Origin of the sequence: Leeuwenhoekiella sp. MAR_2009_132 (assembly GCF_000687915.1) — a bacterium.
Taxonomy (GTDB): Bacteria; Bacteroidota; Bacteroidia; order Flavobacteriales; family Flavobacteriaceae; genus Leeuwenhoekiella.
The window spans coordinates 1,202,551-1,218,459 of the sequence record NZ_JHZY01000002.1 but is presented as its reverse complement, the minus strand read 5'-3'; the positions used below and the strand labels follow the sequence as shown (position 1 = coordinate 1,218,459).

The following is a 15,909-nucleotide window of genomic DNA, read 5'->3' as shown; positions in this document are numbered from 1 at the left end:
AGAAATACTTGAAGAGCCTTATAGTTAATCCAGCAAAGCCGAAAATAATTCTTCAAGATCAACCACCGCGTAGGTTGAAGAATAATCTGAAACCGCATACGGTAAAATGAGTTTGTTGTTATGAATCATAGACCCGCAGGAATAAACCACATTGGGTACATACCCATTACGCTCTTCTTCAAGTGGCATCATTAAAGGTTCTTCGAGCCTGCCTAGTTCTATAGAAGGATCTTCGAGTTTAAATATAGAAACACCTATACTGTAGCGACGCATTGGGCCAACACCATGAGTTATTATAAGCCATCCTTTTTCGGTCCATAATGGGGAGCCACAATTTCCAATTTGTGTAAATTCCCAGGGAAATTTGGGTTCTTGAATTAATTGTGGATTGTTCCACAAAATGGGACTTTCAGAATACATTAGGTAATTATTTACGCCGTCAATTCTAGATAACATGGCATATTTTCCATTGATTTTTTTAGGAAACATGGCCAGGTTTTTACCCTGAGCATCATTGCCACGCAGAGGCATAATGCGAAAGGTGTAAAAATCTTCGGTAGCGATAAGTTTAGGCAATATCGTATGACCGTTATATGCAGTATACGTAGCGTAAACAACGGTGGTCTCATCATCTTCACAAAAACGTACAAGGCGTGCATCTTCTATACCATTGCTTTCAGACTCTGCAATAGGAAAAATTACACGTTCTGTAATATCAGAATCTTTATGAAATTGTAAATCGTAAAAAGACTCCACAAGCCATTTCATTTCTTCAAAGGCTGTGCGTTGTTCTGCACTTAGTTGATCATCTTCGAGCAAACTGCAAATCGAATTTTTTAGTGCAGAATACTCAAATCTATTCGGAAGGCTATTCATGATACTTCTTGAATGCTGTTCATCAATATGCATTTCTTTCAGTCTTTTTATAAAGTGTTTTTTATCAAAAAGCTTTTTATGAGAAATCTCAGCCAAATCTATATAGTCTCCTATTTTAGTGAGATGCATATCGTGATTTGAATCTATTATCGCTCTACGGAAAACCAACGAAGAGATATGTCCTTCACCGGTAGCTCTAAATGAGATAATCACCCGCTTTTCTCCCTTTTGTAAATAAGACTGATCAAAATCTTCGATAATTGAAGGATTAAAGAATGCCGCAGATTCTAGCGAATATTCCATAGTACAATAGGAACCTATAAGGAGTTTTTGATCTTCTGAGAGGGCTTCAAAATCAATTTCCATGCCTTCAATAATCCCACGTACTCTATTACAATGTTTAAAAAAAAGTTGCGAGATATTACGATGTCTGGTTGCAAATTCTCGAAGTACTTGTTCTAAAGCTTGCTGTACCTGATCATCGCTCATTTTCAGAATACGCGTTATTAAATTTTGAGTACGTAATTCTCCATTCATAAAAAAACGGGCGACAACCCGGCTAGAGTCGGGCATAAAATTAATTCGTTTACGTTCTACAGAAACTCTCATAGGCTTATTTATAGATTATAAGGTACGCCTATTTGCACGGGAAGTGCCGTTACATCAAGTAAATTATAGAAGAAAAAAGGCCTAAAATCTGTGATATATGTAAGTATTCTAACAGGTTATACAAGGGTTTTTTAATCTGTAATGTGCAACTTTAAAAATATCCTGAAGGAGTAGAGAAACTAGTTATTAACTAAACTCTTACCCCCTAATGTTTTCCTGAGGTGTCTTTAAACTTATACTATTGTAAACCTATAAAAACTGTAAAACATGAAAGTACGTATTCAAAATATGGTAAGTCTTCGCTGTAAAATTAGGGTTGAGTCTGTACTTGATGGGCTTGGTATTGCATATACCTCTGTAGAACTGGGAGAAGTGCATTTTGTAAGACCTATTACGCCTGCTTTAAAGCTAAAATTAAAAGAAGAATTACATAAATCTGGGTTAGAGGTTATTTATGATAAAAAAGCACTTCTAATTGAAAAAATAATCAAAGTGGTAATTGAGATGGTCAATTATTCTGATGAATTACCGCAGGTAAATTTTTCTAAATTTTTAAGTGAAAAGATGCAACTCGACTATCATAAGATGGCTTTATTGTTTTCAAAAATGAAAGGTGTCACACTTGAGCATTTTATTATAGTTCATAAAGTAGAACGCATCAAAGAACTGCTTGTTTACAATGAGTTAAACCTTACTGAAATCTCTTACAAAATGAACTATTGTGGGGTAGCACACCTTTCTAAGCAATTTAAGCAGATAACCGGTTTGACACCTACATTTTATAAATCTCTTACTACGCTAGAGCGTGAGAATCTAAATCACGAATAATGGTATAAATAATAGTAAACACAGTGCTTGCTGGAGCATTAAAAATTTAACAGTCTGTTATGAACACTGTTATAATGTTGGGTTTAATCGGTGAGTGCCCAAAACACTCACCGTTTTTTTTTGATTCGATTTATCTAATTATTTATGATTTTAAAAATCTAAATATATTTTTAAAATAATTAGAGCAATACTATTTAAAAGTGGGATACATGTAACTCTCTATCAAAACTATGTAACTGCAAAATCCTCTTTATTAGTGAAATTTATATAGTCAATTTTAACTTCAAACAGCTTGTTATGGATATGTACGAAGGTTATTATTTTTGGGGAATGCACGTCATCTGGTGGTTTATCTGGATCATTCTACTTCTGTGGATGTTTGCCACACCTTACCAAGTCCCTGGTCAACGCAGCCGAAAAGATACTCCACTTGATGTTTTGAAAAAACGCTTTGCATCGGGAGAAATTACTATTGCAGAGTTTGAAGAATTAAGAGAACACCTGCAGTAATCAATCACAATCTTGCAACAGCAATGAATAAAAACACAAACACTTCCGCAGAAAAAATGCAATACGGCACGATTCGATCGGTGCGTGGGAGTGTGGTTGATGTGCGGTTTGAAACAAATTTACCTGCCGTGTATACGGTTTTGTATTCGGGAAAAGAACAGGAGATTGTCATTGAAGTTTTAGCACAACTAGATGAATTTACGGTGCGGGGGATTGCGCTAAATCCCACTCAGGGACTTGCCCGTGGCATGCGCGTACAAACCGATGGAAGCGAACTAACTGTACCCATTGGTAATCACATTCTGGGTAGAATGTTTGACGTTTTTGGGAACACGATAGATCATCTTGATCCGCTTGAAGATGGCGAACGTCGCAAGGTGCATCAGCCGCCACCGCCACTTTCAAAAAGAGCAGTGAAGGCAGAAATTTTTGAAACCGGAATTAAGGCGATTGATGTTTTGGTGCCTTTAGAACGGGGTGGCAAAGCCGGACTTTTTGGCGGAGCGGGCGTGGGTAAAACTATTTTGTTGACCGAAATCATTCACAATATGGTAGGGCATAACCATGGCTTGAGTATGTTTTGCGGTATTGGCGAACGTTGCCGCGAGGGAAACGAGTTGTACAACGCGATGAAAGAGGCCGATCTTTTAAAAGATATGGTAATGCTTTTTGGGCAGATGAATGAACCGCCCGGGGCACGTTTCCGGGTGGGGCACGCCGCGTTGACCATGGCCGAATATTTTCGGGATGAGGAGAAACGTGATGTGTTGTTGCTCATTGATAATATTTTTCGATTTATACAGGCGGGGATGGAAGTCTCCGGTTTGATGGGGCAGATGCCTTCCCGATTGGGATACCAACCCACAATGGGTACCGAGCTAGCCGAATTAGAAGAGCGGATCGCGTATACTAATACTGGTGCGATTACCTCAATACAGGCGGTTTATGTGCCGGCAGATGACTTAACAGATCCTGCGGCAGTGCATACCTTTTCACACCTTTCGGCATCTATTGCGCTTTCGCGAAAAAAAGCCAGTGAAGGATTGTACCCGTCGATTGACTTACTGCAGTCCAATTCTAAGATGACCAGCCCAGGCATTATAGGTCAAAAACATTATGATCTCTCGCAACAAATACGGGAAACTCTGGCGCAGTATGAAGAATTAAAAGACATCATCTCGATGCTTGGGATGGAACAATTGTCGGTTAAAGACCGCTTGGTGGTGAATAGAGCGAGAAGATTGGAGCGTTTTCTAACCCAACCTTTTTCAGCTACAGAACAATTCAGTGGGATTCAAGGCAAGCAGGTGCCTTTACAAGATGCTTTAGACGGTTGTGAGCGTATTCTGGCAGACGAATTTAAAGATTATCCGGAAAGTGCTTTTTATATGATCGGTACTATCGATGAGGCTAAAATGCCTGAAAAGGAAGAGGAACCTAAACCCGGGGAGAATGCTGAAAATAAACCTAAAGATTTAGAAAAAGACGAGGAAAAGAAGAAGTCAACTATGGAAAAAGAAGCCGTAGCAAACGCATAAAAACTTAAAACAGATGAACCTAAAAATCCTGCTTCCGTATAAATTATTTGCAGACATTCAAAATGTAAGCAGCATCGTGATGGAAACCGGTGAGGGTGCCTACGGGTTGTTACCCAACCGTCTGGATTGTGTGGCAGCATTAATCCCGGGAATTTTGACGTATGAGACGGCCACCCGAAAAGTGAATTATGTGGCTGTTGATGAAGGGGTAATGGTTAAAGCGGGAAATGAGGTTTTGATTTCGGTGCGCAATGCTTTTGGAGGTACTGATCTGGGAACATTGGGCGATTTTATAAAATCGCAGTTTAACAAAAAAGAAGAGGAGCAACGCGAAGCACAAACGGTAATCGCCAAACTGGAGCGGGGCTTTGTATACAGCTTTGATAAATTCAGAAATCATTAAAGTGGGCACCAAACCGGGTAGTGAACGCAAGTCCTTTAGCGAAGAAATCGCTAAGAAAGAAAAGCGGAAGCTCAAGGCGCAGCACAAGAAAAACAGTGTTTGGTCGGGTTTGGGAATGATGGGGATGGTCGGCTGGTCTGTTGCGGTTCCTGCGGTGATTGGGGCTGCTCTGGGATTGTGGCTTGATAAAAATTATACGCAATCTTTCTCCTGGACGCTTACGCTTCTGTTTATTGGAGTCATAACCGGCGGCATCATTGCTTGGTACTGGGTGCAAAAAGAAGATAGCGAAATACATAACGATAAAAACGTTGATGATGAATGAAACCTTGATACTGATTTTATGTTTTACCGCAGGGTTGGTGCTGGGCGTGCTGTTTTTTGGTGGACTCTGGTTAACCATTAGAAAATCGATTAACGCGAGAATCCCGGAGTTATGGATTTTTGGAAGTTTTATTTTACGCACTAGCATAACCTTAGTCGGATTTTATTTTGTGAGTGGCACCTCGTGGCAACGACTGGTATTGTGCTTATTGGGATTTATAACCGCCAGATATCTGGTGATGCGCGCAACCAAAAACTGGGATGCCAAACATGAAATTTTAGAAAAAGAAGAAACCCATGGAGCTTAGTCCCGATCAAACGATTTTCTGGGAGTATGGCTTTATCACCATCAACCTCACGCTGGTTACGACCTGGGGCATTATGTTGTTTTTGATAGGTTCTTCGGTTTTAGTAACACGGAAATTAAAAACCGGACTTCAAATCTCGCGCTGGCAATGTTTTGTCGAAATGATTGTAACGAATATTAACGATCAGATTGAAGAAGTGGGGTTGAAGAACCCACAGGAATACATTGGTTTTATAGGCACTTTGTTTTTGTTTATTGGTGTTTCGAATGTGTGTATTATTTTTCCGGGATATACGCCGCCCACGGCATCCCTTTCTACCACAGCAGCTTTGGCTGCGTGTGTGTTTTTGGCGGTTCCGTTTTACGGGATCAGCAAGACCGGAATTCTGGGCTATCTCAAATCCTACTTGCAACCCACGTGGATTATGCTTCCGTTTAATCTCATAAGTGAAGTATCGCGCACGCTGGCACTTGCGGTGCGCTTGTTTGGGAATATTATGAGCGGCGGGATGATTGTGGCCATTTTATTAAGCATTTCGCCCTTTATTTTCCCGGTGATTATGAATGCGCTGGGCTTACTCACCGGCACGGTGCAAGCGTACATTTTCAGTATTCTGGCTACCGTTTACATCGCTGCGGCTGTTCAGAACACCAAAAAAGAAAAGACACCAAAAACACTAACCGCTAACTAAATCTATAAAAATGGACAGTACAACTTCAATAGCCATTGCGTCAATTATTACTGCCGGTCTCACAACTGCTGTTGGGTGTATGATGCCGGCACTGGGTGAAGGCAAGGCCGTTTCTACGGCATTGAGCTCAATTGCCCAACAGCCCGATGCAGCTTCAACGATTACCAGGACTCTTTTTGTAGGGCTTGCAATGATCGAGTCTACTGCGATTTACTGCTTTGTAGTCGCGATGATTCTTTTGTTTGCAAACCCATTCTGGAATCATATTATCGCGAATTAATTATGAAAATCAACTGGTTTACGGTAGCAGCACAAGTACTCAATTTCCTCATTTTAGTGTGGTTACTTAAGAAATTTTTGTACCAACCCATACTGAATGCCATAGATACACGGGAGAAAAAAATTACTGATGAGCTGAAAGATGCCGATGCTCAAAAAGCGTCTGCACAACTTGAGAAAGACGATTTCAAAAAGAAGAATGACGATTTTGATACCCATAAGAAAAACCTGATGGCAGAGGCAGTGGCTGATGCCGCTACTCAAAAAGAGCAGCTTATAACTGCGGCCAAGACCGAAGCCAATGCGCTGCGAACGACTATGGAAAAGGCAGCGCAAGAAGATCAGCAAAAAAAGCGTACGGCTCGCGCTCACGACAATCAAAATCAGGTTTTTGCAATGACGCGTAAAGCCCTTACTGCTATGGCTTCGGTAAGCTTAGAAGAGCAGGCAGCAAACAGCTTTATCCAACGGTTAAAATCGGCTACAGAAGACGAAAAAAAGCAACTGCGTGATGCGTTTCAGTCTAAAGAGGATTCGCTTTTAGTGTGTTCTGCTTTTGATCTTGCTGAAGAGCAACGGGCAAGCATAAAGAGGATAGTTAATGAAGTTTTGAATACCGAAACGAAACTGGAATTTAAAACGGCTCCCGAATTGATTAGCGGCATCGAACTTTCTACAAACGGCTATAAACTGGCGTGGAGTTTTTCGGAATACATACATGCTTTGGAAGAACATACTGCTGAAACATCGAAAGCAAAGCCAAAACCGGAATTGGAAAAAGCAGCAACGATCCCTAACTAATATGGAAACCAAAACCCTTAATCAACCCGATCAGTTTACCGAAGGAATGGAGAACTTCAAATTCCCGCTGACGCCACGTGAAATTGGGAAGGTGACAAGCGTGTCTACCGGTATCGCCACGGTTTCCGGCTTACCCAATGTGGGTTTTGAAGAATTGCTAAAATTTAAAAACGGAATTTTTGGTATTGCGTACAATCTTGATGAAGACGAGATCGGCGTGATTCTTTTAGGTAAAGATTCGTTACTCAAAGCCGGTGATGAGGTCGAGCGTACCGGCCGCGTGATGGATGTTCCTGTGGGTGATGGATTTATAGGAAGAGTGATTGATCCGCTGGGGCTGCCTGTAGATGATAAAGGCGCGGTGCGATTTAGTCAACGCTTGCCTATTGAGCGCCCGGCACATGCGATAATGGATCGGAGTGCGGTTTCGGTACCGTTACAGACAGGTATTAAGGTGATTGATGCGTTGATTCCCATTGGCCGCGGCCAGCGCGAATTGATCGTGGGCGACCGCCAGACCGGGAAGACGGCCATTGCGATTGATACGATCCTTAATCAGCATGATAAAGATGTATTGTGTATTTATTGCGCTATCGGCCAAAGAGCTTCTGCTGTCGCAAAAGTGATTGCCAATCTGCAGGAAAATGGTGCGATGGAATACACGGTGGTTGTGGTTGCAGAAGGGAATAATGCTCCCGGAATCTCCTATATCGCTCCTTACGCAGCGACCAGTATTGCAGAATATTTTATGGAGGCAGGCCGCGATGTGCTTATCGTTTATGATGACCTTACGCATCATGCACGCGCGTATCGCGAACTGTCTTTATTACTAAGAAGACCTCCGGGACGGGAAGCGTTTCCGGGTGATATTTTTTACATCCACTCCAGATTGTTAGAGCGGTCAACGCATTTGAGTGCTGATTTAAAAGGCGGTTCGCTTACGGCTTTGCCCATAATAGAAACCGAAGCTCAGAATATTTCGGCATACATTCCCACGAATTTGATTTCGATAACAGATGGGCAAATCTATTTATCGCCAAAGCTGTTTGAGTTGGGTATGTTGCCCGCGGTAGATGTGGGTAAATCGGTTTCCCGGGTAGGTGGTAAGGCCCAATTGGCAGCCTACAGTGCTATCGCGAAACTAAAACTGGAGTATGCTCAGTTTGAAGAATTGGAAACCTTCGCCCGCTTTGGAACCCGACTTGATGAGAGCACTAAAAAGACAATCGCCCACGGGAAACGCATTCGTGAATGTTTGAAACAACCAGAGCTTCAGCAATTGACGGTCTCTGAACAAATCGTGATTTTACTTTCGTTGAAAGCAGGACTTTTAGATACGATAGCCATCGAAAGGATTCAAGAAGCAGAGCAGGTATTACTGAATAATATGGATTCGTTTCCGAAGGAAATTATACAACGCATTACTTCTAACGAAAAGTTGAGCGAGGAAGACAGCCAGGCGATTCTCAAAATTGCTAAAACGCTATTGAAATCCTTTTTAGATACACCGGAAGCCTAATGGATACGTTAGAAAACCTCCGCGACAAGACCGAAGGCGCCAAAGATTTAAAGTCGGTTGTGAGTGCGATGAAAGCGATGGCAGGTTCAAATATTATTCAATACGAGACCGCTGTAAGTTCGCTTGCAGATTATTACCATACTATAGCTCTCGGGATTGTTGGGTATTTTAAAGCCGAGCAGATTGCGGCAATTGAAAAACAAAAGGGCTAAAAAATAAAGAAGAAGAAATCTGCGCCATTGTTTTTGGATCTGATCAGGGATTGGTGGGGCAGTTTAATGATTCTATGGCAAAATTTGTTTCTGAATCCCTAGAGAATTTACCGGGTAAAAAAGAGATTTGGGTAGTGGGTGAGCGGGTGCAACTGTTGTTGGCTGATGAGGGCTTCAATACTTCAAAAATCTATCCAGTTCCTAATGATATTAATGCGGTTACCCCTTTAATTACTGAAATTTTAAACCAAAGCCGGGAAAGTCAGGATAACGAGAATGTTTCAGCCTTTTATATTTTCCACAATAAACCCAAAACAGATTCAGGTTATACTCCGGTAATGCAGCGTTTTCTTCCGCTAGATCAACAATGGAAGGACAACTTACAGCAAACCGAATGGCCTACAAAATTACTTCCGCAACTTGCAGGAGCGGCACAACCCACACTTGCAGCTTTAATTAAAAGCTATCTATTTACTTCGTTATTCAAGGCTTGTGTAGAATCATTGGCTAGTGAAAATGCAAGCCGGTTAGAAGCGATGCAACGCGCAGAAAAAAACATCAGTGATCTGCTCGAGGATCTTAACAAAAAATACCATCGCCTGCGCCAAAGCTCGATTGACGAAGAATTGTTTGATGTGATTTCAGGCTTTGAAGCATTGAAAAAGTAATAATTCCCTTCAACGTGCAGATGTGTGATTTATGCAAGGTTTAGCCGAAATAGAATAAGAGCGCAGGTACTTTTAAAGGGTACCTTTTTTTATTCTTAAAAACATTAATATTCAACAATAAACTATGGAAGCAGAATTGATTAATACAGCAACCGGAGTATTGTCTCCCGAACTTCTAAGTAAGATAAATGCGTATTGGCGGGCTGCCAATTACCTTTCTGTAGGCCAACTTTATTTACGGGAGAATCCGTTATTAAGAAAACCCTTAGAACTTGCTCACGTAAAAAAAATGTTGCTGGGTCACTGGGGAACCACACCCGGTCAGAATTTTATCTACGTGTATCTCAATAGAATTATAAAAGAATACGATCTTGATATGTTTTACATTGCTGGTCCCGGTCACGGGGGTCCTGCTTTGGTGGGAAACACCTATCTGGAAGGAACGTATACTGAGGTTTATCCGGATATTAGTCAGGATGAGGCCGGACTCAGAAAACTATTTACACAGTTTTCGTATCCCGGAGGAATCCCAAGTCATGTATCTCCTGATTGTCCGGGTTCGATTCACGAAGGAGGAGAACTGGGCTATTCCTTAAGCCATGCTTTCGGCGCAGCCTTTGACAACCCTAAACTTATCGTGTCTTGTATTATAGGGGATGGTGAGGCAGAAACCGGCCCGTTAGCGACCGCATGGCACTCCAATAAATTTCTGAATCCCGTTACAGATGGTGCTGTTTTACCCATTCTGCATTTAAACGGATATAAAATTGCCAGCCCAACGATACTAGCGAGAATTCCACATAAAGAATTGAAGCAGTTGCTTAAAGGTTATGGTTGGAAACCTTATTTCGTAGAAGGCGATAATCCCGAATTGATGCATCAGATGATGGCTGAAGTTCTGGATGAGGTGGTGAAAGAAATTCAGCAAATTCGAACTGATGCTCGCAGTAAAGGAGCGACCAAAAGACCACGCTGGCCAATGATTGTACTCAAATCTCCCAAAGGATGGACCGGCCCTAAAGTAGTAGACGGTTATAAAATAGAAGGAACCTTTAGAGCCCATCAAATACCGTTACAGGTAGATCGGGAGCATCCGCAACATCTGAGTGTACTCGAAGAGTGGATGAAAAGTTACAAACCTGAAGAACTCTTTACAGAAGAAGGGAAACTTGTACCTGAGTTAGCTGCGCTTGCACCAAGAGGCGAACGTAGAATGGGTGCAAATCCACATACAAATGGAGGAAAATTATTGCGCAAACTGGTCATGCCAGATTTTAGAAAATATGCGGTTGAAACGCACACCCCGGGATCTGTAAAAGCTTCAGATACGCACCAAATGGGGATCTTTTTGAGAGATATAGTTAAACACAATCAGGAGCAACGGAATTTCCGGATTTTTGGACCAGATGAAATTCTTTCAAACCGATTGAACGCTGTTTTTCAAGAAACAGACCGGCAATGGGAATCAGAAACCAAAGCAAATGATGAGTTTCTTGCTTTACAGGGGAGCGCGATGGAAATGCTAAGCGAACATCAATGTGAAGGTTGGTTAGAGGGCTATTTACTTACCGGAAGACACGGGCTATTTACGAGTTATGAAGCCTTTATTCATATAGTTGATTCCATGTTTAATCAGCACGCAAAGTGGTTAAAAGTGAGTGCACGAATCCCTTGGAGAAAGAAAATAGCTTCCTTAAACTACTTGCTGGCCTCACATGTGTGGCAGCAAGCACATAATGGAGATACCCATCAGGATCCCGGTTTTATTGACCATGTGGTCAATAAAAAAGCATCAATAGCAAGGGTATATCTTCCGCCTGATGCAAACTGCTTACTTTCTGTAACCGATCATTGCTTAAGAAGCCGTCACTATGTAAATGTGATTATTGCAGGTAAATATCTGGCTCCGCAGTGGTTAAATATGGAAGACGCTATAGCACATTGTACGCGCGGTATCAGCGTTTGGACGTGGGCGAGTACCTACCACGGTACAAATCCTGATGTGGTGATGGCAAGCTGTGGGGATGTGCCCACACTAGAGTCGCTTGCAGCTGTTTCTATTTTGAGAGAGTACTTGCCTGAGGTCAATGTAAGAGTGGTAAACATAGTCGATTTGATGAAATTAGAGTCAAATACCGAGCATCCTCACGGATTGACTGATAAGGAGTTTGATGGCTATTTTACTGCAGACAAACCTATTGTGTTTGCTTTTCACGGCTATCCTAAACTCGTACATACACTTACCTATCGCCGTACAAACCATGCCAATATGCATGTAAGAGGGTATAAAGAAGAAGGTACTATCACGACATTTTTTGACAATCTAGTGGCTAACGATTTAGACCGGTTTCATCTGGCTATCGACGTGGTAGATCGTTTGCCTGAGTTGGGTGAAAAAGGGGAAGCCTTAAAAATGATGTTACAGGAAAAACTGGTTAAGCACAGCGCCTATATTATTGAACACGGGGAAGACTTACCTGAAATCCGCAATTGGAAATGGAAAAAGAACTAGACAATTTGTATATAAAGAAGACAATACGATTACTCTTCGCCGGTAGCAAACACAAGGAATCTATAACATAATATCCTAAGACTAAGATTTGAATACGAGAAGGCATATTTGAAAACTTCCATTTAATCTCAATTGGTCAAATTTTTTGTGTAGAACATTCAAAAAATTTAAAATATTAAGAGTTCACAAAAATTAAGGTATAACTTTATGTATGCTTACTAATAATTTTAATATTAAAGGTTTATCAGATTATGAGGTTCTTGAATCCCGCAAGAATAGTGGAAATAACCGATTAGCATATAGGAAAGAAAATGGCTTTGTTGATGCCGTAAAAAGCATCGTAAAAGAACCCATGATTATTTTGCTACTCGCGACATCTTCTATCTATTTTATTAGCGGTAATACGGGCGATGGTATCTTTATGGCCGCAGCTATTATTTTAGTTGCCGGCATATCATTGTATCAGGATTCCCGAAGTAGAAATGCACTTGAAAAATTAAAAGATCTTACACAACCCACCTGCAACGTTATACGTAACGGGGAGACTCAGGAAGTTAAAAGTGAAGATCTTGTTTTAGGTGATTGTCTCATCATAGAAGAAGGCACTGCCGTGGCTGCAGATGGTAAAATTATACACTCAAATGACTTTACGGTAGACGAGTCTATTCTTACTGGAGAATCGTTATCTGTAAGTAAAGATACTGGTGAAGATAAAAACCTGGTTTTTAGAGGCACCACTGTAATCAGTGGGTTAGCAATTATAAAAATCACTGCTATTGGAAACGCAACCAGGCTGGGTAAAATAGGTAAGAGTCTTGAAAATATAACCGAAGAAAAAACACCACTCGAACGACAGATTAACAGTTTTGTAAAGAAAATGGTTATTGCGGGTGCGCTTATTTTTCTTATTGTTTGGGTAATTAATTATCTCGATTCTCATAGTTTTTCTTCAAGCTTATTAAAAGCCTTAACTCTGGCAATGAGTATACTACCGGAAGAAATTCCCGTAGCATTTACCACATTTATGGCCCTTGGCGCCTGGCGTCTGATGAAAATGGGAATTATTGTAAAACAGATGAAAACAGTAGAAACTTTAGGCAGCGCTACTGTAATATGTACTGACAAAACCGGAACGATTACCCAGAATAAAATGAGTCTGGCAAAACTGTTTACCCTCGCTTCGGGCAAACTATCTGATCCCAATAAAATCACTACAGACGATGCGAAAGAACTCATACGATTAGCTATGTGGGCTAGTGAGCCTATTCCTTTTGACCCTATGGAAATTGCACTTCACAAGGTTTATAAAGAAACAACTTCTATAGATGAACGCACTTCGTTTAAGATGGTTCATGAATATCCGTTAGGAGGTAAACCTCCTATGATGACACACATTTTTGAAGATGCTTCCGGAAACCGAATAGTAGCTGCAAAAGGCGCTCCCGAAGCTATGATGCAGGTTGCTACATTAAAAGATGCTGATAAAAAACAAATTGAAGAAGCACTAGCAATTATAACAGCAGAGGGTTTTAGAGTATTAGGAGTAGGGGAAGCTCACTTTGAAGGAACTAATTATCCTGTAAGCAACAAGAGTTTCAGTTTACATTTAAAGGTATTGTGGCATTTTACGATCCGCCAAAGAAAAACATATCAAATGTACTGGAAGCCTTTTATACAGCGGGGATCGCTGTTAAAATTATTACAGGTGATAATGCAACAACCACGGCTGCCATTGCTAAACAAATAGGATTTAGAGGTTTTGAGAAAAGTATTTCAGGTTTAGAATTACTGAAGTTATCTGACGGTGAAATTCTAAAAATCGTTAAAGATACCAATGTTTATACCCGCATGTTTCCGGAGGCAAAGTTAAAGGTGATTGAAGCGTTTAAAAGTAATGGTGAGATCGTTGCGATGGTGGGTGATGGTGTCAATGACGGTCCTGCGCTTAAAGCAGCTCATATAGGCATTGCTATGGGGACCAAAGGTACTGAGATTGCTAAACAGGCAGCCTCTTTAATTCTTAAAGATGATGATCTTTCTAAAATGGTAGATGCCGTAGCAATGGGGCGCCGAATTTACGCAAATCTTAAAAAGGCAATCCAATACATTATTTCTATTCATATACCCATAATTTTAACCGTTTTTCTTCCGCTTGCTCTGGGGTGGATTTATCCTAATATTTTTTCTCCTATACATATTATTTTTATGGAACTAATTATGGGGCCTACCTGTTCTATTATCTATGAAAATGAGCCTATTGAAAAAAACAGTATGTTTCAAAAGCCGCGTCCTTTTAGCAGTACTTTTTTCAATATAAATGAACTTGCAACAAGTATCATTCAGGGCTTAGTTATCACCTTAGGAAGTTTACTTATTTATACTTACGCAGTAGATCAAGGTTATAGTGAGGCACTTACCAGAACTATGGTTTTTACAGTTCTCATTACAGCAAACATCGTATTGACTCTAGTTAACAGATCTTTTTTCTTTTCGATTTTAACCACTTCTAAATATAAAAATGATCTGGTATTTCTTATAGTTGGAGTTACGATTAGCATAACGGGAATTTTACTTTACGTTAAACCTATATCGTCTTTCTTTCAATTTGAAACGCTGGAATTACAACAGCTATCTATGTGCTGTGCAGCAGGTATTCTTTCCGTAATCTGGTATGAACTTGTGAAGTGGCAGAAACGTGTAAAAGAAAATCGAAAAGCAGCTGCCTTAGAAAAAATTCATTTACTCTAATTAATATACGAGTTTTTTCAATGGAAGAAACGATTTGTGTTTTCAATTAATAAGGTTTTACTTTTAAAGAATTACATAGAAAAAGCTCCATTAGGTCTAGTTTTATTAGATGACTTTTATCATAGTTCATCTCTGTGTTGATCTTTAATTTTAAGTTCTTATAACCAATGAGAACTTTTAAATTAATAACTAAAACACTTTCACCATGAAAAAAATACTCATTCCTATAGACTTTTCTGAGCACTCAGAATATGCCCTTAGAACCGCTGCGATTCTTGCTAAAAAATACAAAGCCTCGCTTGTAGTTTTACATATGATTGGTTTATCAAAAGCTATTTTATCTAAAAATGAGTCTGAAGAACAATTGGAGGGAATGTTTTATGTGAAGCTTGCTGCAAAAAAGTTTAAAGAATTTTTAACCCGGGATTATCTAAAGGGACTTGAGGTTGAGACCACCGTACAAAACTTTGATAATTTATATAAAATTAATGATGTCGCTCAAGAGTTTAATGCAGATTTAATAGTTATGGGCTCTCATGGTGTAAGTGGTCTTGATGAGGTTTTTGTAGGTTCTAATACCGAAAAAGTAGTACGTACAGTAGATATACCCGTACTTGTTATTAAAAAAAATATTAATGAATTTAATCTCAAAAAAGTGGTCTTTGCTTGTGATTTTGATATTGATTTTGTAGAGCCCTTTAAGCGTGCCGTTAATTTTTTTAAAAATTTAGAAATAGAATTTCAAGTTGTATTTATTAATACTCCCAAGAAATTTTTAAGCAGTCAGGAGATGGAAGGTCGGGCTCTTAAATTTATGCTTCACAGTGATTTAGAGAATACCCGTGTTTTTGATAAAGTTGTTTATTATAACGATTATAGTTTAGAAGAAGGTATTTATACTTATTGTAATCAAGTAGAAGCAGATATGATTGCTATACCCACGCACGGCAGAAAAGGCCTGGCTCACTTCTTTTCAGAAAACTATAGTGATGCCTTTGTAAACCACAGTAACTTTCCTATTATGACTTTTAAGGTATAGCTAAACTCTAAAAATTAAGTGTATAGGTCAGGAAAAATGCATTC

At 40.0% G+C, this 15,909-nt stretch carries 16 protein-coding genes and 1 pseudogene; 16 read left to right on the top strand and 1 reads right to left on the bottom strand.

The features are described 5' to 3' along the window. Window positions 1-24: 24 nt before the first annotated feature. Complete coding sequence (locus tag P164_RS05340; RefSeq protein WP_028375419.1) at window positions 25-1,485, bottom strand: glycoside hydrolase family 130 protein; 1,461 nt, start codon at window positions 1,483-1,485, stop codon at window positions 25-27. A 267-nt stretch (window positions 1,486-1,752) separates the two neighbouring features. Between P164_RS05340 and P164_RS05335 the strand changes: the two genes are divergently transcribed. The 16 genes and pseudogenes from P164_RS05335 (at window position 1,753) to P164_RS05270 (ending at window position 15,865) form a co-directional block, all read left to right on the top strand. Then, the gene (locus tag P164_RS05335) at window positions 1,753-2,313 is read left to right on the top strand and encodes a helix-turn-helix domain-containing protein (RefSeq protein ID WP_028375418.1); all 561 of its coding nucleotides are present in this window, start codon (window positions 1,753-1,755) and stop codon (window positions 2,311-2,313) included. Window positions 2,314-2,610: 297 nt separating this feature from the next. Continuing rightward, entirely contained in the window at window positions 2,611-2,823 is a 213-nt protein-coding gene (locus tag P164_RS05330) for an SHOCT domain-containing protein (protein ID WP_028375417.1), read from the top strand. Between the two features lie 23 nt (window positions 2,824-2,846). Continuing rightward, on the top strand, window positions 2,847-4,361 hold the full coding sequence (atpD, locus tag P164_RS05325) for a F0F1 ATP synthase subunit beta (RefSeq protein ID WP_035899359.1): 1,515 nt from the start codon (window positions 2,847-2,849) through the stop codon (window positions 4,359-4,361). 13 nt (window positions 4,362-4,374) lie between these two features. After that, complete coding sequence (locus tag P164_RS05320) at window positions 4,375-4,764, top strand: F0F1 ATP synthase subunit epsilon (protein ID WP_028375415.1); 390 nt, start codon at window positions 4,375-4,377, stop codon at window positions 4,762-4,764. Beyond that, entirely contained in the window at window positions 4,730-5,089 is a 360-nt protein-coding gene (locus P164_RS05315; protein WP_234405818.1) for an AtpZ/AtpI family protein, read from the top strand. The genes P164_RS05320 and P164_RS05315 overlap by 35 nt, the downstream gene beginning before the upstream one ends. Then, window positions 5,079-5,396 (top strand): ATP synthase subunit I, encoded by a 318-nt coding sequence (locus tag P164_RS05310; protein WP_199907772.1) that lies wholly within the window; start codon window positions 5,079-5,081, stop codon window positions 5,394-5,396. Before P164_RS05315 ends, P164_RS05310 begins: the two co-directional genes overlap by 11 nt. After that, window positions 5,386-6,087 carry a F0F1 ATP synthase subunit A gene (locus P164_RS05305; RefSeq protein ID WP_028375412.1) on the top strand — a complete coding sequence of 234 codons (702 nt, stop codon included), beginning with the start codon at window positions 5,386-5,388 and terminating at the stop codon, window positions 6,085-6,087. The genes P164_RS05310 and P164_RS05305 overlap by 11 nt, the downstream gene beginning before the upstream one ends. 10 nt (window positions 6,088-6,097) lie before the next feature. Further along, window positions 6,098-6,367, top strand: coding sequence for a F0F1 ATP synthase subunit C (locus tag P164_RS05300; RefSeq protein WP_028375411.1), 270 nt, complete (start codon window positions 6,098-6,100; stop codon window positions 6,365-6,367). A 2-nt stretch (window positions 6,368-6,369) separates the two neighbouring features. Beyond that, a complete protein-coding gene (locus P164_RS05295) occupies window positions 6,370-7,167 on the top strand; it encodes a hypothetical protein (protein WP_035899357.1) in 798 nt (265 codons plus the stop codon). A 1-nt stretch (window position 7,168) separates the two neighbouring features. Next, window positions 7,169-8,686 (top strand): alternate F1F0 ATPase, F1 subunit alpha, encoded by a 1,518-nt coding sequence (locus P164_RS05290; protein WP_028375410.1) that lies wholly within the window; start codon window positions 7,169-7,171, stop codon window positions 8,684-8,686. Further along, window positions 8,686-8,898 carry a F0F1 ATP synthase subunit gamma gene (locus P164_RS18795; protein WP_199907771.1) on the top strand — a complete coding sequence of 71 codons (213 nt, stop codon included), beginning with the start codon at window positions 8,686-8,688 and terminating at the stop codon, window positions 8,896-8,898. Before P164_RS05290 ends, P164_RS18795 begins: the two co-directional genes overlap by 1 nt. An 11-nt stretch (window positions 8,899-8,909) precedes the next feature. Further along, a pseudogene (locus tag P164_RS05285) lies at window positions 8,910-9,566 on the top strand (F0F1 ATP synthase subunit gamma); the annotation flags it as partial. Between the two features lie 124 nt (window positions 9,567-9,690). Further along, window positions 9,691-12,078, top strand: a complete 2,388-nt coding sequence (locus P164_RS05280) for a phosphoketolase (protein ID WP_051621221.1) — start codon at window positions 9,691-9,693, stop codon at window positions 12,076-12,078. Window positions 12,079-12,289: 211 nt separating this feature from the next. Then, complete coding sequence (locus P164_RS19135; protein WP_316930183.1) at window positions 12,290-13,825, top strand: HAD-IC family P-type ATPase; 1,536 nt, start codon at window positions 12,290-12,292, stop codon at window positions 13,823-13,825. Beyond that, window positions 13,726-14,826: a cation-translocating P-type ATPase gene (locus P164_RS19130; RefSeq protein WP_316930197.1), complete on the top strand. Its 1,101-nt coding sequence runs from the start codon at window positions 13,726-13,728 to the stop codon at window positions 14,824-14,826. The genes P164_RS19135 and P164_RS19130 overlap by 100 nt, the downstream gene beginning before the upstream one ends. Window positions 14,827-15,031: 205 nt before the next feature. Beyond that, window positions 15,032-15,865: a universal stress protein gene (locus P164_RS05270; RefSeq protein ID WP_028375408.1), complete on the top strand. Its 834-nt coding sequence runs from the start codon at window positions 15,032-15,034 to the stop codon at window positions 15,863-15,865. Window positions 15,866-15,909: the final 44 nt, after the last annotated feature.

What these genes read in the sequence shown, in the direction of transcription:
- P164_RS05280 (WP_051621221.1), top strand. Translation starts at nt 9,691, where the DNA reads ATGGAAGCAGAATTGATTAATACAGCAACCGGAGTATTGTCTCCCGAA.
- P164_RS05290 (WP_028375410.1), top strand. Translation starts at nt 7,169, where the DNA reads ATGGAAACCAAAACCCTTAATCAACCCGATCAGTTTACCGAAGGAATG.
- P164_RS05295 (WP_035899357.1), top strand. Translation starts at nt 6,370, where the DNA reads ATGAAAATCAACTGGTTTACGGTAGCAGCACAAGTACTCAATTTCCTC.
- P164_RS05270 (WP_028375408.1), top strand. Translation starts at nt 15,032, where the DNA reads ATGAAAAAAATACTCATTCCTATAGACTTTTCTGAGCACTCAGAATAT.
- P164_RS05335 (WP_028375418.1), top strand. Translation starts at nt 1,753, where the DNA reads ATGAAAGTACGTATTCAAAATATGGTAAGTCTTCGCTGTAAAATTAGG.
- P164_RS05320 (WP_028375415.1), top strand. Translation starts at nt 4,375, where the DNA reads ATGAACCTAAAAATCCTGCTTCCGTATAAATTATTTGCAGACATTCAA.
- P164_RS05330 (WP_028375417.1), top strand. Translation starts at nt 2,611, where the DNA reads ATGGATATGTACGAAGGTTATTATTTTTGGGGAATGCACGTCATCTGG.
- P164_RS05310 (WP_199907772.1), top strand. Translation starts at nt 5,079, where the DNA reads ATGATGAATGAAACCTTGATACTGATTTTATGTTTTACCGCAGGGTTG.
- P164_RS05300 (WP_028375411.1), top strand. Translation starts at nt 6,098, where the DNA reads ATGGACAGTACAACTTCAATAGCCATTGCGTCAATTATTACTGCCGGT.
- P164_RS19135 (WP_316930183.1), top strand. Translation starts at nt 12,290, where the DNA reads ATGCTTACTAATAATTTTAATATTAAAGGTTTATCAGATTATGAGGTT.
- P164_RS05305 (WP_028375412.1), top strand. Translation starts at nt 5,386, where the DNA reads ATGGAGCTTAGTCCCGATCAAACGATTTTCTGGGAGTATGGCTTTATC.
- atpD (WP_035899359.1), top strand. Translation starts at nt 2,847, where the DNA reads ATGAATAAAAACACAAACACTTCCGCAGAAAAAATGCAATACGGCACG.
- P164_RS05340 (WP_028375419.1), bottom strand. Translation starts at nt 1,485, where the DNA reads ATGAGAGTTTCTGTAGAACGTAAACGAATTAATTTTATGCCCGACTCT.
- P164_RS18795 (WP_199907771.1), top strand. Translation starts at nt 8,686, where the DNA reads ATGGATACGTTAGAAAACCTCCGCGACAAGACCGAAGGCGCCAAAGAT.